Raw genomic sequence first — 22918 nt, forward strand, 5'->3', positions numbered from 1 at the left:
TGTCGGCAACCGCCCGCGGCGCGGGGAAGGCGGGTCGCGGGGCCGACGTGAGGAACAGGCGATGAACGACCGAGTGACTCCTGCGATGCACGCACTGCCGGACGGCGAGGCGGAGCTGACGCTGGTGGTGCGGCTGCCCTGGGAGGATGTGGCCCGCCTCGGCCAGGAGGCCGGACGGCTGGCCGCGCAGTGGCGGCGGCCGGTGACGCTGGAGGAGGCGGTGAGCCACCGGCTGCGTTCCTCGCGGGTGGCCGCGCACGCCAAGCCGTCAGGGGAGCAACCGGCGGCGGTGACGGCCGCGTCGGCGTCGGTGTCGTCCCTGCCGGCCCGGCCGCCGGCGGAGCAGGCCCGGCAGGCCATCGACCGGATCAACGGGACGGCCGGGACCGCGTAGGTTTCGCCGCAGGGGTGCGGGTTCTCGTGCGGGTGCGGGCTCGTTGTGGCTGTCGCGCGATTCCCCGCCCCCCTCAGGGCGCGATCGAACCGCGTACCTTCGCCGCCGCCTTGCGGGCCGCCACCAGGACCGGGTCCCAGACCGGGGAGAACGGCGGGGCGTAGCCCAGGTCCAGGGTCGTCATCTGTTCCACCGTCATGCCCGCCGTGAGGGCGACCGCCGCGATGTCGACGCGCTTGCCCGCGCCCTCCCGGCCGACGATCTGCACGCCGAGCAGGCGGCCGGTGCGCACCTCGGCGAGCATCTTGACCGTCATGGGGGAGGCGTTCGGGTAGTAGCCGGCGCGGCTGGTCGACTCGATGGTGACCGCCTCGAAACGGAGCCCGACGCGGTGGGCGTCCTTCTCGCGCAGGCCGGTGCGGGCGATCTCCAGGTCGCAGACCTTGCTGACCGCCGTGCCGACCACGCCGGGGAACGTGGCGTAGCCGCCGCCGGCGTTGGTGCCGATGACCTGGCCGTGCTTGTTGGCGTGGGTGCCGAGCGGGACGTGCCGCAACTGGCCCGAGACCAGGTCGAGGACCTCCACGCAGTCGCCCCCCGCCCAGACGTCCTCGTGACCGCGCACCCGCATCGAACGGTCCGTGAGCAGGCCGCCGTGGATGCCGAGGGGGAGCCCGGCCGCCCGGGCGAGCGCCGTCTCGGGGCGCACTCCGATCCCGAGCACGACCACGTCCGCCGGGAACTCGCACTCCTGCGTGGCCACCGCACGGACCCGGCCGTCGTCCCCGGTCAGGATCTTCGTCACCTCGGCGTCGTTCACCATCGTGATGCCCAGGCCCTCCATGGCCTCGTGCACCAGGCGCCCCATGTCGGGGTCGAGGGTCGACATGGGCTCGCTGCCCCGGTTGACCACCGTCACCTCGTAGCCGCGGTTGATGAGCGCCTCGGCCATCTCCACGCCGATGTACCCCGCCCCGACCACCACCGCCCGGCGGCCGCGCGTGCCCGCCAGCGTGTCGAGCAGGGCCTGGCCGTCGTCCAGCGTCTGCACCCCGTGCACCCCGGGCGCGTCGGCCCCGGGCAGATCGGGCCGGATCGGCCGGGCCCCGGTCGCGATCACGAGCTTGTCGTACGGCGTCCAGGACTCGGCGCCCGAGTCGAGGTCCCGGGCGCGCACCCGCCGCCCGTCCAGGTCGAGTTCCGTGACCTCGGTGCGCAGCCGCACGTCGATGTCCCGCGCACGGTGCTCCTCGGGGGTGCGGGCGATCAGCCGGTCCCGGTCGGTGACGTCGCCGCCCACCCAGTAGGGGATGCCGCACGCCGAGTACGACGTGAAGTGGCCCCGGTCGAACGCCACGATCTCCAGTTCGCCGGGGCCCTTCAGGCGGCGGGCCTGCGACGCCGCGGACATGCCCGCGGCGTCGCCGCCGATGACGACCAGTCGCTCCCTGCGCGTACGGCTCATGCTCATGCGAACACGCTACGGGAGCAGGGGATTTCAGTCCCGCTCGCCCGGGGTCCGCGGCTGTGATGCCTCCGGCGCCGGGCGGGCCGCCGGCAGCGGGCCGAGCGTGGCCGCCGCGGGCGCGGGCCGGGGCCGGCGCGACAGCCGGGGGCGTACGACGCGCAGCCACAGCAGTGCCAGCAGCGCCGCCACCGCCGCGAACGGCAGGACCGCGCCCAGCACCACCGCGAGCCAGCGCAGCATCGTCACGAAGGCGTGCCAGCCGCCCGCGAGGGCGTCCAGGAAGCCCGGATCGTCGTCCTGCTTCGCCTCCTTCCTCACGGGCGTCTCGGACAGCGTCAGGGTGATGGTGGCCAGGCTCGTGCGTTCCTTCAGGGACGCCTGCCGGGCGAGCAGCGCCTCCAGGTCGGCCTGCCGGGTGCTCAGCTCGCCCTCCAGGGTCACCACGTCGCTGAGCCTGGTCGCCCGGTCCATCAGCTCCCGGATCCGGGCCACGCTGGCCCGCTGCGAGGTGATCCGGCTTTCCACGTCCACCACCTGGTCGGTGACGTCCTCGGCCTTCGCACTGCGGTCGAGGAGCTTGCCGGCGCCCTCCAGAGAGGCCATGACGGCGTCGTACTTCCCGGCCGGCACGCGCAGCACGACCCTGGTGTGCTCGCGGCCCTGCCCGTCCCGGGTGGTGCTCTCGTTGCCGATGTAGCCGCCGGCGTCCTCGGTGCGCGTGCGGGCCTCGTCCAGGGCCTTCAGGACGTCCTTGACCTGCACGGTCAGCGAGGCGGTGCGGATGATGTGCTGTGCGGGCAGCTTCACCGGCGCGGTCGCCCCGGCCCCGCTTGCGGTGCCGCCGGGCGCGGCCTCCTTCGCACCTGCCCCGCCGCCGTCCTGCGCGAGGCCGCGCTCGGCGGCCGTGCTCCCGGCGGAGTCGTCCGAGGCGCCGCTGCACCCGGTGAGCGCGAGGGCGGCGGCGAGCAGGAGGGCCGCCACTGCCGGAGCGGGACGGCGGGTGGATCGTCGTGTGCGCATGCGGGCATCCCCCGAGGGTCGATTCTGCTGACGCTTCTTCGACGCGCGAACCGCGCCGGACGTTTGGCCCGGGCCGGTTCCGATGCGGTCACGGTCCGGACTCGTGACGGACACCGGGGCGCGGCGGCGCCGCTCGTGGGGTCTGAGAGGCTGGGGCCATGCGCGAAGTACAAGGTCGTGGGGGCACGGGGCAGGTCGTCGTCGTCGGGGCGGGCATCGCGGGGCTGGCCGCCGCGCACCGGCTGCTGCAGCGGGGGGCGCGGGTGACCGTGCTGGAGGCCTCCGGCCGGGTCGGCGGCAAGCTGCTGCCCGGGGAGATCGCTGGCGCCCGGGTGGACCTCGGCGCCGAGTCGATGCTCGCCCGCCGGCCCGAGGCGGTGACGCTCGCGCGCGAGGTGGGCCTCGCCGGCCACCTGCAGCCGCCCGCGACGGCGACCGCCTCGATCTGGACCCGAGGCGCCCTGCGCCCCATGCCCACGGGCCATGTGATGGGCGTGCCGGGTACCGCCGCCGCCCTGTCCGGCGTGCTGTCCGAGGAGGGCCTCGCCCGCATCGGGCGGGACGCCGAGCTGCCGCGCACGGAGGTCGGGGACGACGTGGCCGTCGGCCGGTACGTGGCGGCGCGCCTGGGCCGCGAGGTCGTCGACCGGCTGGTGGAGCCCCTGCTGGGCGGGGTGTACGCGGGCGACGCCTACCGCATCTCGATGCGCTCGGCCGTCCCGCAGCTCTTCGAGGCCGCCCGCACCCACGCCTCCCTCACCGAGGGCGTCCGCGACATCCAGGCCAGGGCCTCCGCCGCGCGGCAGACCGGCCCGGTGTTCCTGGGCCTCCGCGGCGGCGTGGGCAGCCTGCCGCTCGCGGTGGCGGAGTCGGTGCGGGCCCGCGGCGCCGAGATCGTCACCGGAGCCCCGGTGACGGAGCTGCGCCGAGTGGGCCGGCCGGACCCGGCGGGCGCGGCCTGGCGGGTGGTCGCCGGTGACCGGGTCCTGGAGGCCGACTCGGTGGTGCTCGCCGTGCCCGCCCCCGTCGCCGCCCGGCTGCTGCGCGCCGAGAGCCCCGGGGCCGCCGCCGGGCTCGACACCGTCGAGTACGCCTCCATGGCCCTGGTCACCCTCGCCTACCGCCGCGCCGATGCGGACCTGCCCGACGGCAGCGGCTTCCTCGTGCCGCCGGTCGACGGGCGCACCATCAAGGCGTCCACGTTCGCCTCGCAGAAGTGGGGCTGGATCGCCGAGGAGAACCCGGACCTGGTCGTCCTGCGCACTTCCGTGGGCCGCTACGGCGAGACGGAGATCCTGCGGCGCGACGACGGCGAACTGGCCGACGTCTCCCGGCACGACCTGAAGGCGGCGACCGGCCTCGACGCCACTCCCGTCGCCACGCTCGTCACCCGCTGGGACGACGGCCTGCCGCAGTACCCGGTCGGCCACCACGCGCGCGTGGCCCGCATCCGCGAGCAGGTCGGCCGGCTGCCCGGGCTCGCCGTCTGCGGCGCCCCGTACGACGGCGTCGGCATCCCCGCCTGCATCGCGAGCGCCTACGCGGCCGTCGACCAGATCCACGGCAACCCGCGGGGTGTGCAGCAGCTCACCGCCCACCCGGTGCAGAGCCTGCACGGCGGAGCGGGAGAATGAGGAGCATGAGTGACGACGCCTCCACCACGCCCTCCGGCACCGCGCCCGACCGCATCCCGAACAAGGGCAAGCTGGCCAAGGACCTCAACGAGGTCATCCGCTACACGCTCTGGTCCGTCTTCAAACTGAAGGACGTGCTCCCCGAGGACCGCGCCGGGTACGCCGACGAGGTCCAGGAGCTGTTCGACCAGCTCGCCGCGAAGGACGTGACCGTCCGCGGCACGTACGACGTCTCCGGTCTGCGCGCCGACGCCGACCTGATGATCTGGTGGCACGCGGAGACCAGCGACGCGCTGCAGGAGGCGTACAACCTCTTCCGCCGCACGAGGCTGGGCCGCGCTCTGGAGCCCGTGTGGTCGAACATGGCGCTGCACCGCCCCGCCGAGTTCAACCGCTCGCACATCCCGGCGTTCCTCGCCGACGAGACGCCCCGCGACTACGTGAGCGTCTACCCCTTCGTGCGCTCCTACGACTGGTACCTGCTGCCCGACGAGGACCGCCGCCGCATGCTCGCCGACCACGGCAAGATGGCCCGCGGCTACCCGGACGTGCGCGCCAACACCGTCGCCTCGTTCTCCCTCGGCGACTACGAGTGGATCCTCGCCTTCGAGGCCGACGAGCTGTACCGCATCGTCGACCTCATGCGTCACCTGCGCGCCTCGGAGGCCCGCCGGCACGTCCGCGAGGAGGTGCCGTTCTTCACCGGCCGCCGCAAGGACGTCGCCGAGCTGGTCGCCGGTCTGGCCTGATCAGCGGACGCGCTCGCCGGCCCCGGCTCCGCCCGGGGCCGGCGGCCTGGGCTCGGCGTGCGGCGCGCACTGCGCACGCCGCCCGGGCAGCCGCCCGTCCAGCAGATACGCCTCCATGTGCCCGTTGACGCAGGCGTTCGGCCCGCCCGCGAGGCCGTGGGCCCCGGCGTCCCGCTCGGTCACCAGCACCGAACCCGCCAGACGCCGGCGGAGTTCGAGGGCACCGCGGTACGGCGTGGCCGCGTCCCGTTCGGCGGCCAGGATCAGCGTCGGCGGCAGCTCGCCCGGCCCGGCCCCGACGTCCAGCGGCCGCTGCCGGGGCGCCGGCCAGGAGGCGCAGGGCAGGTTCGTCCACACGTTGTCCCAGGTCTCGAAGGGCGCCACCCGCGCGAGCCGGGTGTTGTCCCGGTCCCACACCTCCCAGTCCGTCGGCCAGGGAGCGTCGTTGCACTCGACGGCCACGTACACCGCCCGGGAGTTCTCCGCCTCCACGGCCGCCTCGGGATGCTGTTCCGCCTGCTCGACCAGGGGCCGCGGGTCGCCCTCGAGGTACGCCGACAGCGCGCGCGCCCGGTGCGGCCACTGGTCGTCGTAGTACCCGGCCTGCAGGAACGCCCTCTGCAACTGCGCCGGTCCGACCTTGCCGCCCGCGGGCTCGGCGGCCAGCCGCGCGCTCGCCCGCTCGTAGCTGCGCAGCACCTCCCGCGCGGTCCGTCCCAGTGCGTACACGCCGTGGTGGCGGGCGATCCACTCCCGGAAGTCCCGCCAGCGGTGCTCGAAGGCGGCCGACTGGGCGAGGTTGTTGCGGTACCAGATCCGCTCCGGGTCGGGATCGACCACCGAGTCGAACACCATGCGCCGCACGTGCCCGGGGAACAGCGTCGCGTACAGGGCCCCGAAGTACGTGCCGTACGAGGAGCCCAGGAACGTCAGCCGTTCCTCGCCGAGCGCGGCGCGCAGCACGTCGAGGTCGCGGGCGTTGTTCAGCGAGTGGTAGTGGCGCAGTGCGTCACCGGCGCGTCCGGCGCAGCCGCGGGCGTACGCCTCGGCCTGGACGCGGCGCTCCTTCTTGTAGGCCTCGGAGGGGTGCGTCGGCGCCTGCGTGGGCCCTTCGAAGAACTTCTTCGGGTCCTTGCACGACAGGGGAGCCGAGGGAGCGACCCCGCGCGGGGCGTAGCCGACGAGGTCGTAGGCGGCCGCGATGCGCTTCCACTCGGGGAGCAGGCCGATGAGCGGGAAGTACAGGCCCGTGGCGCCGGGTCCGCCGGGGTTGTAGACGAGGCTGCCCTGCCGCAGGACCGGGCGCTTGCCGTGCGGGTCCTCGCGGGTCGCCCGGGCCCGGCTGACGGTGAGCTCGATCTGCCGGCCGTCCGGCCGGGCGTAGTCCAGCGGGACCTTCACGGTGCCGCACCGCATGCTGCCGGGCAGGTCCTGCGCGTCGGGGCACGGCCCGAAGTCGATCCCGGCCGCCCCGGCCCGTGCCGCGGCCACGGCCGTGCCGCGCAGCTCGGCGGTCCCGGTCCGGTCCTCGGTGTCCGGGACGGCTGTGAGGGCGCTCAGCAGCAGGGACCCCGCGGCCGAGTAGAGGAGGGCGGCTCGCATCGGGTGTCCCTTCGCTGCACGGTGGCGACGCAAGGGATGTTTCGTGCGCGGCGCGGGGAAGGCAAGCACCGTCCGCCGGTGTCGGCGCCGATGCCCCCGGTGCGCCCCCGCTCGGTCAGTCGCGTGCCCCGCGGCGTGTGAAGGCGGCGCGCAGGTCGGGCTCGTCGATCGCGCTGACCCCGCGCACCGCCACCGAGGTGAGGTACGTGCGGTCGTCGGCGTCGCCGTCCGCGGTCCGGGCCAGGGAACCGAGCAGCCGCTGACCGGCCGGGGAGGCCCACCGCGAGTACGGGTGGACCTCGACGCGCGCCATGGCCAGACAGCTCAGCACCAGGGCGAGCGGCAGCGCGAACCACAGGGCGACCAGGTGGCGCGGCATGTCCGGCGGGAGCGGGGTCAGCAGCGCGGCGACGCCGAGGGCGAGCACGGCGACGGCCGCCCCGCGCACCTGCCGGACCGCCGCCGCGACCGTCGTACGGGCACTGTCGGGCACGGCCAGCCCCGCGCGCACCAGTCCGTCGGCGATCCCGCGCACCGCGTCCGCCGCGGCGGCGGTGGAGCGCACCGGCGCGATACGGGACTGTCCCTCGGGCCCGATGGCCCCTATCACCGACCGCTCCACCTCGTCGCGCCCGCGCGGATCGACGACCGTCGCCCAGCCGGTGTGGGCCAGCAGCAGACGCCGCTGGCGTGCCATGGCCACCAGGGTGACGTCGGCGACCCGCCGGGGCCCGCCCGACAGGAACGCGGCCTCGTACAGCGTGAGTTCACGGATCCGGCCGGTGTCCGCGTCACCGGCCGCGGCCCGAACGGCGGCCAGGCACAGGCGGGTGCACGCCGTACCGGCCACGGCCCAGGCCGCCAGCAGGAAAAGAACCCAGAGCATATGTTGTTTGTATGTGACACGGTTGCGCGAGCACCATGCCCTGGCCACGATCCGGACGGAGTGTTGTCGGTATGTGACGTACCGTTTCGCGGTCCCGGTGGGGGGCGGTACGCGGCTGGCGGAGTGTGACGGCGGAGGAAGGGGCCGGTGCGGGGGCGCCCCGTGGCCGCCGCCCGCCCGATGGGCCGTGTGCTCAGGGCGTCCGAGCGGAGCGGGCCTCAGCGCCGGAGCAGCGCCCTGCGCGTCGCGCGGGCCAGCCGGCGGACGGGCCGCGCGGAGCGGGGTGCGGGGCCCGAGCGCTCCAGCCACCACTCCCTCAGCTCCCGCCGGGCCTGCGTCTCCCCGGGCCGGCCGGCGGCGAGCAGGTGCTCGGCGAAGGTGAGGGCGTCGCGCCGGTAGCCGCCGGTCATGGGGTTCGTCTGGGCGTAGCCGAGGAAGGCCACTCGGTACTCCCGGCCCAGGATGACCGGCAGTTCGGGCGCGACCTTCGCCACGACGTCCGCCCGCTTCGCCGCGAGCGCCCGGGCCTGCACGCCGATCCGCGCCCGGTCGAACCCTTCCGGCACGGGCGTCCCGGCCACCAGCGCGGACAGCAGCGCAGCCTGCGCAAGCCCGACCCGCTGCCGCGCCTCGCCGACCCCGACCTCGGACCGCGGCCGGGCCTTTTCGTCCCGGGCCCCTTCGTCCCGGGCCCCTTCGTCCCGGGCCTCTTCGTCCCGGGCCTCTTCGTCCCGGGCCTCTTCGTCCACGGCCTCGGGCTGCTGTCGGGCTTCCGCGACGGGGTCCCCGGCCTCGGGCCGCGGTTGGGTTTCCGCGACGGGGTCCCCGGCCTCGGGCCGTGGCAGGGTCTCTTCGTCCCGGGCCTCGGGCCGCTGTCGGGCTTCCGCCACGACGTCCCCGAGCCGCGGCCGGGCCGCGCCGGGACCCCCCGGGCGCTGCCCGGCCGCCTCCGTTTCCCGGGGGTGGGGCAGGCCGAAGGCGCCCCGTGTCGCCTCGACCGCCCCGGTCTCGTCGCCCGGCCGCAGGACGGCCGTGCCGGCCTCGGGCATCTCCGCTCCCGCTTCGGGCGTCTCGGTCCCCACCTCGGGCGTGTCTGCCGCTGCGCGGGCAACGCCCGCCTCTGTCCGGGACGCCTCCGCCCCGTACCTGGGCCTCCCGGTCTCCGCCTCGGGCGTCTCGGCCACCGTGGGGGGTACGCCTGCCGAGGGCCGGGGTGCCTCCGCCGCAGCCCGGGGCGTTACCACTCCCGCCTCGGGCGTCTCCGCCGCCGTGTCGGGTATGGCTGCCCTGGGCCGGGGTGCCGCCACCCCACCTCGGGGTTCCTCCGCTCCAGCCCTGGGCGTTACCACTCCCGCCGCGAGCGTCTCCGCCGCCGTGTCGGGTACGCCCGCCCCGGCCTGAGGTGCCTCCGCCGCAGCCCGGGACTCCTCCGTCCCGGCCCGGACCACCCCCGCCCCGACCCGGGGCACCTTCGACCCCGGCGCGGACGGCCTCGTCGCCGGTCGTGCCGCCGTGCGGCCCGCTTCGCGGAGTTCCGCCTTCACGCGTTCCACCGCTCCCGTCTCCACTGCCCTGCGGATCGAGGCCAGCTCGGAGTGGAGTTCCGCCGCTTCCGGGAAGTTCTCGTCCCGTTCCAGCAGGACGCCCGGCGGGCGGACGCGGGACGCCAGGTCGGTCAGGATGTCGAGGACCGGCCGCGGCACAGGGTGGGCGTGGCTGTCGTGCCAGACGCCGTCGCGCTCGAAACCGCCCGCGACATGGACGTAGGCGATGGCCTCAAGGGGGAGCTCCGCCAGGGCCTTCGCGGGGTCCTCGCCGCGGTTGACGTGGTTGGTGTGCAGGTTCGCCACGTCGATCAGGAGACCCACCCCCGTACGGTCGGCCAGCTCGTACAGGAACTGGCCCTCCGTCATCTCCTCGGCCGGCCAGGAGATCAGCGCCGCGATGTTCTCCACGGCCAGCGGCACCGGCAGCGCGTCCTGCGCGATCCGCACGTTCTCGCAGAGCACGTCCAGCGCGTCCCGGGTCCGAGGGACGGGCAGCAGATGGCCGGCCTCCAGCCGCGGGGACGCCGTCAGGGCGCCGCCCGCCCGGACGAACGCGATGTGCTCCGTGACCAGCGGCGAGCCCAGCGCCGTCACCCGCTCGGCCAGCGCGGCCAGCCGGCCCTCGTCGGGCCGCTCCGCGCCCCCGAGGCCCAGCGAGACGCCGTGCGGCACCACGGTGACGCCACGCTCGCGCAGCCGCCGCAGCGAGTCGGGCAGGTGCCCGGGGCAGACGTTCTCGGCCACGGCCTCGACCCAGTCGATCCCCGGCATGCGCTCCACGGCGTCCGCGATCTCCGGCCGCCACCCGATGCCCGTCCCCAGTCGCTCCATCGTCCCCTCCTCCACCCGGCCCGCTCCCCGAACGTGAGGGGGGTATGGCCCAGCCGCCCGCCGCCGAACCCCGCACGGGCCGCCTTCAGAGCAACATTTGAGGTTCGACCCCACCGGCACAGCCCCCGCACTCGCGCCGCCCCCCGACGCGTCGCGGGCCGGACCTGCGCGAAGGCGGCGAAGCAGGCGCACCGCCCCGCGCGGGAACGGCGGGGGGCGGCCCCGGCCCTCACGACCCGGCGACTGCACACGCTGGTCGCCGGGAGGGGACCGGCGCCCGCCGGCCCCTGCGGCCGGGCACGGCTCTAGACGGCGCGGGGGGAGCGGTAGTTGAACACCGACCACAGGACGAACAGACCGGTGACGATCATGATGATCGACCAGAAGGGCTGGTACGGCAGCCACATGAAGTTCGCGATCAGCGCGAGTCCGACCACGACAGCGCCCACCATCCGGGCCCAGGCGGCGCCGGTGAACAAGCCGAACCCGGCCGCCACCACGAGCACGCCGACGATCAGGTGGATCCAGCCCCACGCGGTCAGGTCGAACTCGAAGACGTAGTCGCCGAAGCTCGTGTACACCTCGTCGTCGGCGATCGCCGCGATGCCCTGCAGCACCGCGAAGAGACCGTAGACGACCATCAGGGTGCCGCCGAGGGCGAGACCCCCGGAAGCCCACGCGTCACCGGAACCGCGCGGGCCGCCCCCACCGGGCATCCGGTCGTCGGGCGCGGGAGGAGCGGGGGGAGGGGGCGCGGCGCTGCTCATGGCTGCCTCCTGGGTCGGGGTTGTCTGGTAACCCCACTGGAGCACTCGTCCGGGACCCCCGCGCCCGCGGTTACTCCGAACGGGTGGACGCCGGGCCGCCGGCCCCGTGCGGCTCCCGGCGCAGCGCCGGATGGTCCGCGACGACCGTGCAGGAGCCGGGCGCGATCTCCGTGAACCCGGCGTCCCGGACCAACGGCAGTCCGCTGCCGGTCAGTGGGGGCCAGCGGGCCGGGTCGGCCGTCCGTACGGCGAGCGGGAAGCCCCTGTCCCGCCAGGCGGTCCGCTGCGCGTCGGACAGCTCCCACCAGGCCAGCTGGGCGGCGTGCCCGGCCTGGGCCATCGCCTTGCCCGCCGACATGCCGAGCTCCGGGTTGAGCCAGAGCACGGGCGCGGCCGGGTCGGCGTCCCCCGGCTCCCGCGGGTCGTCCAGGTCGGTGCCGGAGACCTGGAGCCGGGCGAGATCCTTGGGCCAGCCGTCCAGCGGCACCGGCGGGAAGACCCGCACCTCGGCCGACTTGCCGGTGACCGTGATGCCGGGCAGGGCCTCGGCCCGCCGCCACTCGGCGCCGCGCGCCCGGCGCACCACCTTGCGGATCCGCGCGTCCTGCCAGTCCCGCATCGCCCCCGCCCACGCGCCGTCGCCGGCCGAGCGCTCGTCGGCCAGGATCGTCAGGACGGCCCGCGCGGCCGTCTCCAGCGCGTCGGTGCGCGCCGGCGGGTCCGCCCGCTCGATCCGCACGACCAGCGGCAGCACGAACTGCGGTGCCGTGTCGCGGGTGGAGGTCTCGGACCGGAAGGGGCTGTCGTGGACGGGCGTCGGGTCGTTCACGGTCGTCGGGTCTTCGCTCACGCACCCCAGTGTGCCAGCCGGAAGATCGCGGCTGACCGGCCCGGGCGGCCGCCGGACACGGCCGCCGCCGGTCTTGCCCGCCTCAGCCCGAGCAGGCCGTGCGCTGGGCCTCCTGCCACTCGCAGACCGGGCAGAGCGTGATGCCCTTGTACGACTGGGGATACTCCGTCGGCTCCCGGCACAGCACGCACTCGGCGTACGGCGGTCCGTCCGCCCGGGGTGGCCTGGCCGCGTCGATCAGGCAGTAGTCGTCCTCGCTCATGTCTCCAGCGTAGGCCGGTCGGGACCGTCCGCCCACGGCCCGCTCAGATGTCCCGCCGTTCCAGCGGCCTGGTCGCCGGGCCCTGGATCACCTTGCCGTCGGTGTCGAAGCGGGAGCCGTGGCAGGGGCACTCCCAGGCGCGCTCGGCGGCGTTGAAGTCGACCAGGCAGCCCAGGTGGGTGCAGCGGGCGGAGAAGGCGTGCAGGGCCCCGTCGTCGTCCCGGTAGACGGCGAGCCGGTGGCCGCCGGCCCGGACCACGGCCCCCTCACCGGGCGGCAGGGACTCCACCGGCGGCGAGGGCCGCAGCCGGTCGCCCACGAAGTGCCCGGCCACCTTGGCCTGCGTCTTGAGGAACGACGGCGCCTCCCGCACGGCCGGCTTCACCCGGCGTGGGTCGTACAGCCCGCTCCACTCGCACTCCTCGCCGGTGATCTGCGCGGCGAGCAGGCGGCCCGCCATGATGCCGCCGGTCATGCCCCAGCCGCCGAACCCGGTGGCCACGTAGGAGTGCCGGGCGCCGGGGTGCAGCGGGCCGACCATCGGGACGGTGTCGGTGGGGGTGTTGTCCTGCGTGGCCCACCGGTGGGTGACGTCCAGGCCGGGGAAGTGCCCGGTGGCCCAGGCGGTGAGGCGTTCCAGCCGCTCCCGGGTGTCGCCCGTGCCCGGCGTGAAGTGCTCACCGGTGACGATCAGCAGGCGCCGGTCCCCGTCGTACGGCGCCGTGCGCACCGAGCGGGTGTTCTCGTCGGGCGTGATGAACATGCCGCCCGGGTCCTGGCCGGCGGGGATGGTCCCGGCGACGACCAGCTCGCGCTTCGGCGTGAGCCGGGCGAACAGCAGCGCCCGGTCGAAGATCGGGTAGTGCGTGGCGACGACGACGTCCCGGGCCCGGACCGTCGCCCCGGTCGCGGTCGACAGCCGGCAGGGCTCGCCCTCGTCCAGGCCGAGGACGGTGGTGTCCTCGAAGATCCGGCCGCCGCCCTCGACCAGGTCGGCGGCGAGGGCCAGCAGGTACTTGCGCGGATGGAACTGGGCCTGTCCGGTGACCCGGACCGCGCCCGCCACCTCGAAGGGCAGCCCGGTCTCGGTCACGAACTCGGCGGGCAGCCCGGCCTCGGCGGCCGCCCGGGCCTCGGCCCGCAGCTCCTCGACCTTGCCGGGGTCGCGGGCGTACGTGTACGCGCTCCTGGCCTCCCAGTCGCAGTCGATGCCGAGCTCCGTGGCGATCCCCGCCGCGCGCTCGATCGCCTCGGACTGGGAACGGGCGTACAGGCGCGCGCCCTCGGGGCCGCGGGTGCGGCGCAGTTTGTCGTAGACGAGGGAGTGCAGGGCCGTCACCTTGGCGGTGGTGTGTCCGGTGACGCCCGCCGCGACCCGGCCCGACTCCAGCACCGCCACGCTCCGGCCCGCGCGCGTCAGCTCCCACGCCGTGCACAGTCCGGCGATCCCGCCGCCGATCACCGCCACGTCGACGTCCAGGTCCTCCGCCAGCGCCGGATGGCGGCCGTCCGGTGCCGTGTCGAGCCAGTAGGAGCTGCTGACCTGCTGCTTCTCGCTCATGTGGCACCGGGTACCCCGGCGCGCCCGCGTCAGTGCCGGACGGATCGCTTTACAGAGGGAGCCGGCAGGGCTAACGTACAACCAAATGGTTGTAGATGAGCCGAGTGACGAGACGGCGGACCGGTTGTTCCACGCCCTGGCCGACACCACGCGCCGGGACATAGTGCGCCGCTGTGTGAGCGGGGAGCTGTCCGTGTCCCGGCTGGCCGAGGCCTATCCGATGAGCTTCGCGGCGGTGCAGAAGCACGTGGCGGTGCTGGAACGGGCGGGACTGGTCACCAAGCAGCGCAGCGGACGGGAGCAGCTCGTGCGCACCGACCCCGACGCGGTGGGCCGCGCCCGCCGGGCGCTCGACGAGCTGGAGTCCGCCTGGCGCGGGCGCGTGGACCGGATGGCCCGGCTGCTCGCCGAGGACCCCGGCGGCGGCGGGTCCCGGACCGGGCCGTCCGCAACCGGAGAGAACGACCCGACGGAAGGGCCCGAGAGATGAGTGTCACCCGTGTCGACAAGGACCTCGACCACCTGACCCTGACCCTGGTCGCCGACTTCGCCGCGCCCGTGGAGCGGGTGTGGCGGCTGTGGGCCGACCCCCGGCAGCTGGAGCGCTGGTGGGGCCCGCCGACCTACCCGGCGACCGTGGAGGATCACGACCTCACCCCCGGCGGCGAGGTCACCTACTTCATGACCGGACCGGAGGGCGACCGGCACCGCGGCTGGTGGCGGATCACCTCGGTCACCGAGCCGACGGCCCTGGAGTTCACCGACGGCTTCGCCGACGACGACGGCAAGCCCAAGGACGACATGCCGACCATGTCCGTGTCGGTCCGGCTCAGCGAGCGCGAGGGCGGCACCCGCATGGAGATGCGCTCCCTCTTCGATTCCTGCGAGCAGATGGAGCAGCTGATCACGATGGGCATGGAGGAGGGCCTGAAGGAGGCCGTCGGCCAGATCGACGCCCTGCTGGCCGCCTGACCGGCCGGGTCAGGACCCCAGCAGCCGCCGCCGGAACTCGGCCACGTCGAAGTCCGCCTCCGGGTAGCGCGGATCCAGCTCCCTCAAGTGCTCAAGGAGCAGCGTGCCGACCGCCCAGTCCCGGTACCACTTGTGGTCGGCAGGCACCAGGTACCAGGGCGCGTACGAAGTCCCGCAACGCTCCAGGGCGATCTCGTAGGCCTCCCGAAAGGCGGGCCACAGGGCGCGGTCGTCGATGTCGGAGGCGGCGAACTTCCAGCGTTTGTCCGGCTTGTCGAGGCGCTTGAGCAGCCGGCGGCGCTGCTCGTCGTAGGAGAGGTGCAGGAAGCACTTGACCAGGGTCGTGCCGTCGTCGGTGAGGGACCGCTCGAAGCGGTTGATCTGCTCGTAGCGCCGGGCGATCTCGGTGGCGGGTGCGAGCTGTCTGACGCGCGCGATCAGGACGTCCTCGTAGTGCGAGCGGTCGAAGACGCCCAGCTCGCCGCGGACCGGGAGGGCCTGCTCGACCCGCCACAGGAAGGGGTGCGCGCGCTCCTCGACGGTGGGTGCCCGGAACGCCGTGACCCGGCAGCCGGAGGGGTTCAGCCGGCCGATGACGTGCTTGACCGTGCCGCCCTTGCCGCTGGTGTCCATGCCCTGAAGGATCAGCAGGACGCGGCGCCGGTCGCCCCTGGTGCTCGCCGCCCACAGCCGTTCCTGCAGGACGGCCAGCCGCTCGCCGATCCGGGCCGTCCCGGCCCGGCCCGCCGCTTTGCCGTCCGGTCCGGCGGGGGTGCCGGCGGCGTCGTACCGGGCCAGGTCGACCGGCTCGCCGACGGGCAGGCGCAACCGGTCCCGCAGCGAGGTGCTCTCCTTGTGTGTCACCGGAACCCCTTCCGGTCCTGTGCCTGACGATCCGGCGGGGCGCCGGGCTGCGTACCCGCCGCCCCGGCCGGATCCGGAGCGCCGGCTACCGGCGCCAGGGGCCCGTCACCGCGAACGTGGTACCGGGCGTGTAGCAGTTGACGTACATCGTGTCGCCGTCGGGCGAGAAGGTCACCCCGGCGAACTCACCGAACTCGGGCTCCTCGGGGGTGCCGATGTTCTGGCGGTTGCGGGCCATCGCGTAGACCTCGCCGCGCCGGGTCACGCCGTACACGTGCTGGGCGCCGCTGCCGTCCTCGCAGACCATGAGGCCGCCGCCGGCCGCCAGGCAGATGTTGTCCGGGGACTCGCCCGGCAGCCGCACGTCGGTGTCCGGGCCGAACACGACGACCAGGGTCAGGCGGCGGCGCTCGGGGTCGTAGCGCCAGACCTGCCCGAAGTGGTCGGCCGCCGAACCGTCGCCGGTGCGCGCGAAGGACGACACGAAGTACACCGACCGGCCGCCCCAGTAGCAGCCCTCCAGCTTCTGCGCGTGGGTGATGCCCTTGCGGCCGAAGTCCTGCAACCGGATCGGCGTCTGCGCGGCCTGCGGATCGGGGACGTCCACCCACTCGACGCGGTCGAACGCGGCACCGGTGTCCTGGACCGTGGACAGGTCGGGCACCCCGGGCACGCGCATGGCCTGCAGCCGGCCGCCCGCGCGCAGCGAACCCCGGCCGCCCAGCGGCCGGTCGGGCAGGAAACGGTAGAAGAGGCCGAAGGGCCTGTCGAAGGCGTCCTCGGTCTCGTAGACCACGCCGCGCCTCGGGTCGACGGCGATCGCCTCGTGCTGGAAGCGGCCCATCGCGGTCAGCGGCACGGCCCCGGTGCGGCGCGGGTCGACCGGATCGACCTCGAAGATGAAGCCGTGGTCCTTGGCGTAGCCGTTGGTGCCCGCCTTGTCCTCGGTCTCCTCGCAGGTCAGCCAGGTGCCCCAGGGGGTGGGGCCGCCCGCGCAGTTGACGGCCGTGCCGGCGATCGCCACGCGTTCCGACAGCACGTGGTTGCGGGAGTCCAGGGTCAGGGCCGTACAGCCGCCCTTGCCGGCCGGGTCGTAGGTGAGGCCCTCGACGGCGGGCACGGGGATTCTGCCGCTGTGGCGGTTCTCGTGGTTGCGGACCAGGTGGACCCGGCCGCCCCTGCCTTCGAAGGCCGACATGCCGTCGTGGTTGGAGGGGACGGCGCCCTCCCCGGAGCGGAGCGGGTCGCCCTCGCGGGAGAGGATCCGATAGCGGAAACCTTCCGGCAGATCGAGGACGCCCTGCGGGTCGGGGACGAGGGGGCCGTAGCCGGTACGGCCGGTGGTCTGTGCGGCGGCGGTGCCGGCGAAGAGTTCGGACAGGGCGCCGGAGAACGCGATCCCGAGGCCCAGGGCCCCTGTTCCGGCGAGCACCTGGCGTCGGGTGGTGGCGGTACGACCGGTCTCGGTCATGGGACAACCTTCCTGCTGGCGGACAGGAACTGTGATCCCGCTGTGTCTACCACCCGGTGCCGGTGGCGGGAACCACGCGCGTAGCGCGCGTCACTGCTCGACCGCGTGCCGCAACTCCTCCATGGCGTCCCGCGCCTGCTCCGTGCGGCCGGCGGCCTGCTCCACCGGTGCCTGCGCGCCTTGCCCGCCCGTCTCGCGGCCGCCCCGTTCCAGGAAGCGGAGCAGTTCCACCGGGATGGGCAGCACCAGCGTGGAGTTCTTCTCCGCCGCCACGGCCATCACGGTCTGCAGCAGCCGCAACTGGAGCGCCGAGGGCGTGTCGGCCATCTGGTGGGCGGCCTGGGCCAGCTTCTTGGACGCCTGGTACTCGGCGTCGGCGTTGATCAGCCGGGCCCGCCGTTCCCGGTCAGCCTCGGCCTGGCGGGCCATGGAGCGCTTCATGGTGTCCGGCAGGGACACGTCCTTGATCTCGACGCGGTCGATGGTCACGCCCCACTCCACGGCCGGGCTGTCGATCATCAGCTCCAGGCCCTGGTTGAGCTTCTCCCGGTTGGACAGCAGATCGTCCAGTTCGCTCTTGCCGATGATCGAGCGCAGCGAGGTCTGGGCCATCTGCGAGACCGCGAAGCGGTAGTCCTCGACGTTGACGACAGCGGCCGCCGGGTCCACGACCTTGAAGTACACCACCGCGTCCACCCGCACGGTCACGTTGTCCCGGGTGATGCCCTCCTGGGCCGGAATCGGCATGGTCACGATCTGCAGGTTGACCTTGCGCATCCGGTCCACCCCCGGGATCACGGTGGTGAATCCGGGCCGCCGCACGTCCCCGTGCAGCCGCCCGAGCCGGAAGACCACCCCGCGCTCGTACTGCTTGACGACCCGCGCCGCCGCGGCCAGATAGACCACACCGCCGGCGCAGACCGCCGCCACCGCCCCGATCAGCTCCCCGACCATGCCGACCTCCCCGCTCAGAGGCCCCGTTCCGGATACTTCTGTCACGATATGCCCGGAGTGGGGGCCGGGGCCATGCCTGGGCGGACGGGGCCGGACGCACCGGATCCGGGGCGCGCCGACCGCGCGCCCCGGACCGGGTACCGTCCGCGTCGGCTAGGCCGCCGTGACCTTCTCGCTCTCCGGCGACGCCTCGGTCTCCGTGACCTTCACCGGCTCCGTGCCCGTCGCGCTGTGGCGTTCGGCCCAGTTCTCCAGGGCCGTGCGGCAGGCGTGGTCGAGGTGGTGCAGACCCGACAGGTTCAGCTCCACCGGGCGGTCCTGGGGCAGGGCCTCCAGACTGTCCATGATCTTCGGCAGCCGCAGGAAGGTCGCGTTGCCCGCCAGGTACACCTGGATCGGGCCGGCGCCCTTGTCGATGACCTCCAGCCTGCCCTGCGAGGCCTCCCAGGCGGTCTTGACGACCGACAGGGCCAGACCGATGAGCACACCCTCGAACATGTTCACCGCGACGATCGACACGGCCGTGACGACGAGGATCAGCGCCTCACCCTTGTGCGCCCGCCACAGCGCCGTGATCTGGCGGAACGGGATCAGCTTCCAGCCGGCGTGCACGAGGATGCCGGCCAGGGCGGGGATCGGGATCAGCGCCAGCGCCCACGGCATCGCGGCGGCGAACAGCAGCAGCCACACGCCGTGCAGCACCCGGGACGCCTTGGTCCTGGCGCCCGCGCTCACGTTGGCGGAGCTGCGCACGATGACCGCGGTCATCGGCAGCGCGCCCAGCAGACCGCACAGGGTGTTGCCCGCGCCCTGGGCGATCATCTCCTTGTTGTACTCGGTGCGCGGGCCGTTGTGCAGCCGGTCCACGGCCGCCGCGCTGAACAGGCTCTCCGCGGAGGCGATCAGGGCGAAGGCGATGATCGTGCCCCAGATGGCCGGGCTCGCCAGCTCGCCGAAGGCCTCGGAGCCGGGCGGCTGGACGACGCCGAGCAGGCCCTCCACCTGGACGGTGGCGACGGGCAGGCCGAAGGCGAGCGTGGCGACCGTGGCCAGGACGACCGCGGCGAGGGCGCCGGGCACGGTCCGCACCGCCTTCGGCATCCTCTTCCACAGCACGATGACGGCGATGGTGCCCGCGCCGATCGCGAGAGAGGTGAGCGCCTTGGTGCTGCCGAACGCGTCGGTGAACGCCCCGGGCAGGCCGGCGATCTTGCCGAGGCCGGAATCCGGTGCCTTCAGGCCCGCCGCGGCGTAGATCTGACCGGCGATGATCACCAGTCCGATGCCGCAGAGCATGCCCTCGACGACCGAGACGGATATCGCCCGGAACCAGCGGCCTATGCCGAAGAAACCCATGGCGAGCTGGAGCAGCCCGGCGAACAGCACGATCACGCCGAGCGTGCCCACGCCGAACTCGCTGACGGCCTCGAAGACCAGCACGGTGAGGCCCGCCGCGGGCCCGGACACCTGCAGGCTGCTGCCGCGCATCATCCCGGTGACGATGCCGCCGACGATGCCGGTGATGAGACCCAGCTCAGCGGGCACGCCGGAGGCGACCGCCACGCCGACGCACAGCGGCACCGCGACCAGGAAGACGACGATGGAGGCGAGGAAGTCCTGCCTCAGATAAGGGAACTTGGACAGCATGGTCAGCGGCCCCCTCAGAGCGTCTCGAACGTGTCGGACTCCGCGCGGTGTTCCCGCACGGCACCGGTGTGGACCTCGTAGTACCAGCCGTGCAGCTGCAGTTCACCCGCTTCGAGGCGCTTCTCGATGCACGGGTAGGAACGCAGTCGCAGCAACTGCGAGAGCACGTGGTGCTGTACGGCCTCGGCGACCGTCGGGTCCCCGGGGTCGGAGCACTCGGGCTCGTCCGCCGCGTGGGCGAGCCAGTCGCGCACGGCGGGTACGGCGGTGAGGTCGTCGTGGCGCACCACCGCGCCGACGGCGCCGCAGTGGGAGTGGCCGCAGACCACGACGTGCCGGACGCCGAGCACCTGCACGGCGTATTCGATGGTGGCCGCCTCGCCGGTGGGGGTGCCGGAGGCGTAGGGCGGAACGACGTTGCCCGCGGTGCGCAGCTCGAAGAGCTCGCCGGGGCGGGCGCCCGTGATCAGGGCCGGTACGACCCTGGAGTCGGAGCAGGTGATGAACAGGACGTCGGGGGACTGGCCCTCGGCGAGGCGGGCGAACTCCTCAGGGCGCTGTCCGAACTTGCGGGCGTTGTCGATGAGGGGCTGCATGGTGAGTGACTCCTCCTGGCGCGCAGTGGGGGCGCGTCGGACGGGCATGACAGAGGTGGGGGGCTGCTCTGCTGCTCAGCAGCGGAAGACCTGCAGGGCAGCCGGTGTGTGCGACGCCGAGGATCTCGACGTGTGCCGGTGCGCGGTGCGGGGTCCGGCCGGTTCGTCCGCCGTCGGCTGGATGTGCCGGGACAGCGGCGGCCGGTCGGGCGCCGTGGGCGCGGAGTCGGTGGCGTGGGACCGGTTGCGGGTCCGCAGGGGACCGGTCGGGTCCCCGTGGTGCCCGGAGCGGCAGGTGGCGATCTCGTCGCGCAGCACCTTGCCGGAGAAGGTGATCCCGGGGCGCGAGGCCGTACCGGAGGGATTGGTTCCGGGATGAGCCTTGGCCTCGGCTTGACTCGGTGTGTGCGCGGTTGCGAAGGACGCGGTCGGCGCGAAGAGCTGGAGGGCGAGCAGGACGGCGGCGAGGAGCGAGACCACGGTCCGTGCCGTCGTACCTCGATGCATGCGCCCCCCTTCAGTCATCGCAGACGTCTAGCGTTGACCAACACTTGGTCAACGGCTGGTCAAGAAACACGTTAACCCTGCAAAGTCGTTTGCAGGGTTAACTTAACGTTTCAAGCTGAAGAGAGCCTGAAAACCGTGGGTGCGCTGGCCGGAACCAGCCCTTCCCGTACGGCTGTTGACGCGATATTGGAAGCGGGGTTACCGACCGGTCGGCAAAGCGGCCGCGTCGCGGGCCAGCGCGGTGAGCCGCGAGATGGCCCGGAAGTACTTCTTGCGGTAGCCGCCGTTGAGCATCTCGTCGCTGAACAGCTGGTCGAACGGCACGCCCGAGGCCATCACGGGCACCTCGCGGTCGTAGAGCCGGTCGGCGAGTACGACCAGCCTGAGGGCGGTCGACTGGTCGGGAACGGGCCGCACGCCGGTGAGGCACACCGCCCTGATCCCGTCCGTCAGCGCGCCGTACCGGCTGGGGTGGACCCGGGCCAGGTGGTCCAGGAGGGGCGAGAACGAGTCGAGGGAGGCGCCCTCGGTGGCGTGCGCCGTCGCCGTCACCTGTTCGTGGGAGTACGGCGGCGGCGCCTCGGGCAGGCCGCGGTGGCGGTAGTCCTCGCCGTCGATGCGCAGGGCGCGGAAGTGCGCCGACAGGCCCTGGATCTCGCGCAGGAAGTCGGCCGCGGCGAACCGGCCCTCGCCGAGCTTGCCGGGCAGCGTGTTGGAGGTGGCGGCGAGGGCGACGCCCGCGTCGACCAGCTTGCCCAGCAGGGTGGAGACCAGGACCGTGTCGCCGGGGTCGTCGAGCTCGAACTCGTCGATGCAGAGCAGGCGGTGGCCGGAGAGCGTGCGGACCGTCTGCTGGAAGCCGAGGGCGCCGACCAGGTTGGTCAGCTCCACGAACGTGCCGAACGCCTTCAGGGCGGGCTCGGCCGGGGTGGCGTGCCAGAGGGAGGCCAGCAGGTGCGTCTTGCCGACGCCGTAGCCGCCGTCCAGGTAGACGCCGCGCGGACCGACCGGGGCCTTCTTCGCCGCCCTGCCGAAACCGAACAGCCGCCGCTTGCCCGAGCCGTCGTCCCCGCCCAGGCCGGCCGCGAAGCCCTCCAGGGCCCGCACGGCCTCGGTCTGACTGGGCTGGTTCGGGTCCGGTATGTACGTGCTGAACCGGACGGAGTCGAACCGCGGCGGCGGCACCATCTCGGCGACCAGGCGGTCCGCGGGCACGTGCGGCTCACGGGCGCACAGCGACAGCGGGGCCGGGTCGGTCACGGGGCCGGTTCCGGACGGGGAGGGGGAAGAGGACACGGTTCACCATGCTACGGCGCGTGGAACACTGCACGGCATGCGACGCCTGTTCCCTGTGACCGATGAAACAGCAGCTCCGGCCCCGGACGGCCGGTCCGGTGAGGGCGCCGGGCGGGAGTGGAGCCTGGCCGAGCTGGCCGCCGCGTACGCCTATCCCGAGCCGGGCACCGGGCGGGCGGAGCCGTATCTGCGGGCGAACATGGTCTCCACGCTGGACGGCGCCGCCCAGCACGACGGACGTTCGCAGCCCATCTCCAGCGCGGCCGACATGCGGATCTTCGGCACGCTGCGGGCCCTGGCCGACGTGGTGGTCGTCGGGGCTGAGACCGTCCGCCGGGAGGGCTACCGCCCGGCCCGCGCCCGGGCCGAGTTCGCGGCGCTGCGCGAGGCGGCCGGGCAGGCGCCCGCACCCGCGATCGCGGTGGTCACCGCCAGCCTGGACCTGGACTTCTCGCTGCCGCTGTTCACCTCGCCCCTGGTGCCCACCCTGATCCTCACCGGAGCCGCGGCCGCCCCGGACCGCGTCGCCGCCGCCGGGGAGGCCGGGGCGCTGGTGGTGACCGCCGGGGACGGCATGGGCGTGGACCCCGCCCGAGCCGTGGCGGCGCTGGCCGGACTCGGCCACACCCGTCTGCTGACCGAGGGCGGGCCCCGGCTGCTGGGGCAGATGGTGGCGGCCGGCGTCCTCGACGAGCTGTGCCTGACCGTCTCCCCGATGCTCACCGCGGGCGACGCGCAGCGCATCGCCGGGGGACCCGCCGTCACCGTCCCGCACCGCTTCTCCCTGCTGTCGATGCTGGAGGAGGACGGCTTCCTGTTCACCCGGTACGGCAGGGCCTGACGTAACGGACCCGGGGTACAAGGTGTCGGCGGCCGGTGCATCCGGTCCTCCGGTGGCACCGGAACAGGAGGGCGCTGGCCCTCCGCGGTCCGTTCGTCGGCGGCATATGCGTTCCGCTCGGGTTCCGGAGGGCACACTGGAGCCGGCAGTACCCGTGCGTACACGGGCAGGATGGTTTCCGCAGGGCCCGGCACGGCCC

At 74.0% G+C, this 22918-nt stretch carries 21 protein-coding genes and 2 pseudogenes; 6 read left to right on the plus strand and 17 right to left on the minus strand.

The annotated features are described in order from the left end of the window. Window positions 1-61 precede the first annotated feature (61 nt). On the plus strand, window positions 62-394 hold the full coding sequence (locus tag ABTZ58_RS01040) for a hypothetical protein (protein WP_351348893.1): 333 nt from the start codon (window positions 62-64) through the stop codon (window positions 392-394). A 73-nt stretch (window positions 395-467) separates the two neighbouring features. Here the strand turns inward: ABTZ58_RS01040 and ABTZ58_RS01045 are convergent, their stop codons facing one another. Then, the gene (locus ABTZ58_RS01045; RefSeq protein ID WP_351348896.1) at window positions 468-1865 is read right to left on the minus strand and encodes an FAD-dependent oxidoreductase; all 1398 of its coding nucleotides are present in this window, start codon (window positions 1863-1865) and stop codon (window positions 468-470) included. 27 nt (window positions 1866-1892) lie between these two features. Continuing rightward, entirely contained in the window at window positions 1893-2882 is a 990-nt protein-coding gene (locus ABTZ58_RS01050) for a DUF4349 domain-containing protein (protein ID WP_351348899.1), read from the minus strand. Between the two features lie 158 nt (window positions 2883-3040). On the opposite strand from ABTZ58_RS01050, the gene hemG reads away from it, so the two are divergent. Together hemG and hemQ are read left to right on the plus strand one after the other, a co-directional pair. Further along, the gene (gene hemG, locus ABTZ58_RS01055) at window positions 3041-4516 is read left to right on the plus strand and encodes a protoporphyrinogen oxidase (protein ID WP_351348902.1); all 1476 of its coding nucleotides are present in this window, start codon (window positions 3041-3043) and stop codon (window positions 4514-4516) included. 5 nt (window positions 4517-4521) lie between these two features. Further along, on the plus strand, window positions 4522-5265 hold the full coding sequence (gene hemQ, locus ABTZ58_RS01060) for a hydrogen peroxide-dependent heme synthase (RefSeq protein WP_351348905.1): 744 nt from the start codon (window positions 4522-4524) through the stop codon (window positions 5263-5265). Here the strand turns inward: hemQ and ABTZ58_RS01065 are convergent, their stop codons facing one another. The 8 genes and pseudogenes from ABTZ58_RS01065 to ABTZ58_RS01095 all read right to left on the minus strand — a co-directional run bounded on the left by ABTZ58_RS01065 (window position 5266) and on the right by ABTZ58_RS01095 (window position 13571). Beyond that, the gene (locus ABTZ58_RS01065) at window positions 5266-6867 is read right to left on the minus strand and encodes an alpha/beta hydrolase (protein ID WP_351348908.1); all 1602 of its coding nucleotides are present in this window, start codon (window positions 6865-6867) and stop codon (window positions 5266-5268) included. Between the two features lie 115 nt (window positions 6868-6982). Beyond that, the gene (locus tag ABTZ58_RS01070; protein ID WP_351348911.1) at window positions 6983-7753 is read right to left on the minus strand and encodes a TIGR04222 domain-containing membrane protein; all 771 of its coding nucleotides are present in this window, start codon (window positions 7751-7753) and stop codon (window positions 6983-6985) included. 218 nt (window positions 7754-7971) lie between these two features. Continuing rightward, window positions 7972-8382: pseudogene (locus ABTZ58_RS40085) on the minus strand (SCO6045 C-terminal-like domain-containing protein); the annotation flags it as partial. Window positions 8383-9309: 927 nt separating this feature from the next. Next, window positions 9310-10131 (minus strand): annotated as a pseudogene (locus ABTZ58_RS40090) (MbnB/TglH/ChrH family RiPP precursor modification enzyme); the annotation flags it as partial. Window positions 10132-10436: 305 nt separating this feature from the next. After that, complete coding sequence (locus tag ABTZ58_RS01080; RefSeq protein ID WP_351348917.1) at window positions 10437-10898, minus strand: DUF7144 family membrane protein; 462 nt, start codon at window positions 10896-10898, stop codon at window positions 10437-10439. A gap of 70 nt (window positions 10899-10968) precedes the next feature. Beyond that, window positions 10969-11748 (minus strand): aminoacyl-tRNA hydrolase, encoded by a 780-nt coding sequence (locus ABTZ58_RS01085; protein WP_351348920.1) that lies wholly within the window; start codon window positions 11746-11748, stop codon window positions 10969-10971. Window positions 11749-11830: 82 nt separating this feature from the next. Continuing rightward, entirely contained in the window at window positions 11831-12010 is a 180-nt protein-coding gene (locus tag ABTZ58_RS01090; RefSeq protein WP_351348923.1) for a hypothetical protein, read from the minus strand. A 43-nt stretch (window positions 12011-12053) separates the two neighbouring features. Continuing rightward, the gene (locus tag ABTZ58_RS01095; protein WP_351348926.1) at window positions 12054-13571 is read right to left on the minus strand and encodes an FAD-dependent oxidoreductase; all 1518 of its coding nucleotides are present in this window, start codon (window positions 13569-13571) and stop codon (window positions 12054-12056) included. Between the two features lie 85 nt (window positions 13572-13656). On the opposite strand from ABTZ58_RS01095, the gene ABTZ58_RS01100 reads away from it, so the two are divergent. Both ABTZ58_RS01100 and ABTZ58_RS01105 read left to right on the plus strand, forming a co-directional pair. Beyond that, entirely contained in the window at window positions 13657-14061 is a 405-nt protein-coding gene (locus ABTZ58_RS01100; RefSeq protein WP_351348929.1) for an ArsR/SmtB family transcription factor, read from the plus strand. Next, the gene (locus ABTZ58_RS01105; protein ID WP_351348932.1) at window positions 14058-14543 is read left to right on the plus strand and encodes an SRPBCC family protein; all 486 of its coding nucleotides are present in this window, start codon (window positions 14058-14060) and stop codon (window positions 14541-14543) included. Before ABTZ58_RS01100 ends, ABTZ58_RS01105 begins: the two co-directional genes overlap by 4 nt. Before the next feature lie 9 nt (window positions 14544-14552). Here the strand turns inward: ABTZ58_RS01105 and ABTZ58_RS01110 are convergent, their stop codons facing one another. The 7 genes from ABTZ58_RS01110 to zapE all read right to left on the minus strand — a co-directional run bounded on the left by ABTZ58_RS01110 (window position 14553) and on the right by zapE (window position 21878). Further along, the gene (locus ABTZ58_RS01110) at window positions 14553-15407 is read right to left on the minus strand and encodes a PPK2 family polyphosphate kinase (RefSeq protein ID WP_351348935.1); all 855 of its coding nucleotides are present in this window, start codon (window positions 15405-15407) and stop codon (window positions 14553-14555) included. An 85-nt stretch (window positions 15408-15492) separates the two neighbouring features. Then, window positions 15493-16878 carry an alkaline phosphatase PhoX gene (locus ABTZ58_RS01115; protein ID WP_351348938.1) on the minus strand — a complete coding sequence of 462 codons (1386 nt, stop codon included), beginning with the start codon at window positions 16876-16878 and terminating at the stop codon, window positions 15493-15495. Window positions 16879-16968: 90 nt separating this feature from the next. Next, the gene (locus ABTZ58_RS01120; protein ID WP_351348941.1) at window positions 16969-17832 is read right to left on the minus strand and encodes a slipin family protein; all 864 of its coding nucleotides are present in this window, start codon (window positions 17830-17832) and stop codon (window positions 16969-16971) included. Between the two features lie 153 nt (window positions 17833-17985). After that, window positions 17986-19479: a SulP family inorganic anion transporter gene (locus ABTZ58_RS01125; protein ID WP_351348944.1), complete on the minus strand. Its 1494-nt coding sequence runs from the start codon at window positions 19477-19479 to the stop codon at window positions 17986-17988. A gap of 14 nt (window positions 19480-19493) precedes the next feature. Beyond that, window positions 19494-20075, minus strand: a complete 582-nt coding sequence (locus tag ABTZ58_RS01130) for a carbonic anhydrase (RefSeq protein WP_351348947.1) — start codon at window positions 20073-20075, stop codon at window positions 19494-19496. Between the two features lie 75 nt (window positions 20076-20150). Beyond that, window positions 20151-20582, minus strand: coding sequence for a hypothetical protein (locus tag ABTZ58_RS01135; protein ID WP_351348950.1), 432 nt, complete (start codon window positions 20580-20582; stop codon window positions 20151-20153). A gap of 198 nt (window positions 20583-20780) precedes the next feature. Next, window positions 20781-21878, minus strand: a complete 1098-nt coding sequence (gene zapE / locus ABTZ58_RS01140) for a cell division protein ZapE (protein ID WP_351348953.1) — start codon at window positions 21876-21878, stop codon at window positions 20781-20783. A gap of 37 nt (window positions 21879-21915) precedes the next feature. Between zapE and ABTZ58_RS01145 the strand changes: the two genes are divergently transcribed. Further along, complete coding sequence (locus tag ABTZ58_RS01145) at window positions 21916-22719, plus strand: pyrimidine reductase family protein (protein ID WP_351348956.1); 804 nt, start codon at window positions 21916-21918, stop codon at window positions 22717-22719. The last annotated feature ends 199 nt before the right edge of the window (window positions 22720-22918 follow it).

The organism is Streptomyces sp. NPDC094143 (genome assembly GCF_040303825.1).
Lineage (GTDB): Bacteria > Actinomycetota > Actinomycetes > Streptomycetales > Streptomycetaceae > Streptomyces.

What these genes read in the sequence shown, in the direction of transcription:
- ABTZ58_RS01100 (WP_351348929.1), top strand. Translation starts at nt 13,657, where the DNA reads ATGGTTGTAGATGAGCCGAGTGACGAGACGGCGGACCGGTTGTTCCAC.
- hemG (WP_351348902.1), top strand. Translation starts at nt 3,041, where the DNA reads ATGCGCGAAGTACAAGGTCGTGGGGGCACGGGGCAGGTCGTCGTCGTC.
- ABTZ58_RS01080 (WP_351348917.1), bottom strand. Translation starts at nt 10,898, where the DNA reads ATGAGCAGCGCCGCGCCCCCTCCCCCCGCTCCTCCCGCGCCCGACGAC.
- ABTZ58_RS01115 (WP_351348938.1), bottom strand. Translation starts at nt 16,878, where the DNA reads ATGACCGAGACCGGTCGTACCGCCACCACCCGACGCCAGGTGCTCGCC.
- ABTZ58_RS01120 (WP_351348941.1), bottom strand. Translation starts at nt 17,832, where the DNA reads ATGGTCGGGGAGCTGATCGGGGCGGTGGCGGCGGTCTGCGCCGGCGGT.
- ABTZ58_RS01145 (WP_351348956.1), top strand. Translation starts at nt 21,916, where the DNA reads ATGCGACGCCTGTTCCCTGTGACCGATGAAACAGCAGCTCCGGCCCCG.
- ABTZ58_RS01095 (WP_351348926.1), bottom strand. Translation starts at nt 13,571, where the DNA reads ATGAGCGAGAAGCAGCAGGTCAGCAGCTCCTACTGGCTCGACACGGCA.
- ABTZ58_RS01105 (WP_351348932.1), top strand. Translation starts at nt 14,058, where the DNA reads ATGAGTGTCACCCGTGTCGACAAGGACCTCGACCACCTGACCCTGACC.
- ABTZ58_RS01090 (WP_351348923.1), bottom strand. Translation starts at nt 12,010, where the DNA reads ATGAGCGAGGACGACTACTGCCTGATCGACGCGGCCAGGCCACCCCGG.
- ABTZ58_RS01065 (WP_351348908.1), bottom strand. Translation starts at nt 6,867, where the DNA reads ATGCGAGCCGCCCTCCTCTACTCGGCCGCGGGGTCCCTGCTGCTGAGC.
- ABTZ58_RS01040 (WP_351348893.1), top strand. Translation starts at nt 62, where the DNA reads ATGAACGACCGAGTGACTCCTGCGATGCACGCACTGCCGGACGGCGAG.
- ABTZ58_RS01135 (WP_351348950.1), bottom strand. Translation starts at nt 20,582, where the DNA reads ATGCATCGAGGTACGACGGCACGGACCGTGGTCTCGCTCCTCGCCGCC.
- ABTZ58_RS01130 (WP_351348947.1), bottom strand. Translation starts at nt 20,075, where the DNA reads ATGCAGCCCCTCATCGACAACGCCCGCAAGTTCGGACAGCGCCCTGAG.
- hemQ (WP_351348905.1), top strand. Translation starts at nt 4,522, where the DNA reads ATGAGTGACGACGCCTCCACCACGCCCTCCGGCACCGCGCCCGACCGC.
- ABTZ58_RS01070 (WP_351348911.1), bottom strand. Translation starts at nt 7,753, where the DNA reads ATGCTCTGGGTTCTTTTCCTGCTGGCGGCCTGGGCCGTGGCCGGTACG.
- ABTZ58_RS01050 (WP_351348899.1), bottom strand. Translation starts at nt 2,882, where the DNA reads ATGCGCACACGACGATCCACCCGCCGTCCCGCTCCGGCAGTGGCGGCC.
- ABTZ58_RS01045 (WP_351348896.1), bottom strand. Translation starts at nt 1,865, where the DNA reads ATGAGCATGAGCCGTACGCGCAGGGAGCGACTGGTCGTCATCGGCGGC.
- ABTZ58_RS01125 (WP_351348944.1), bottom strand. Translation starts at nt 19,479, where the DNA reads ATGCTGTCCAAGTTCCCTTATCTGAGGCAGGACTTCCTCGCCTCCATC.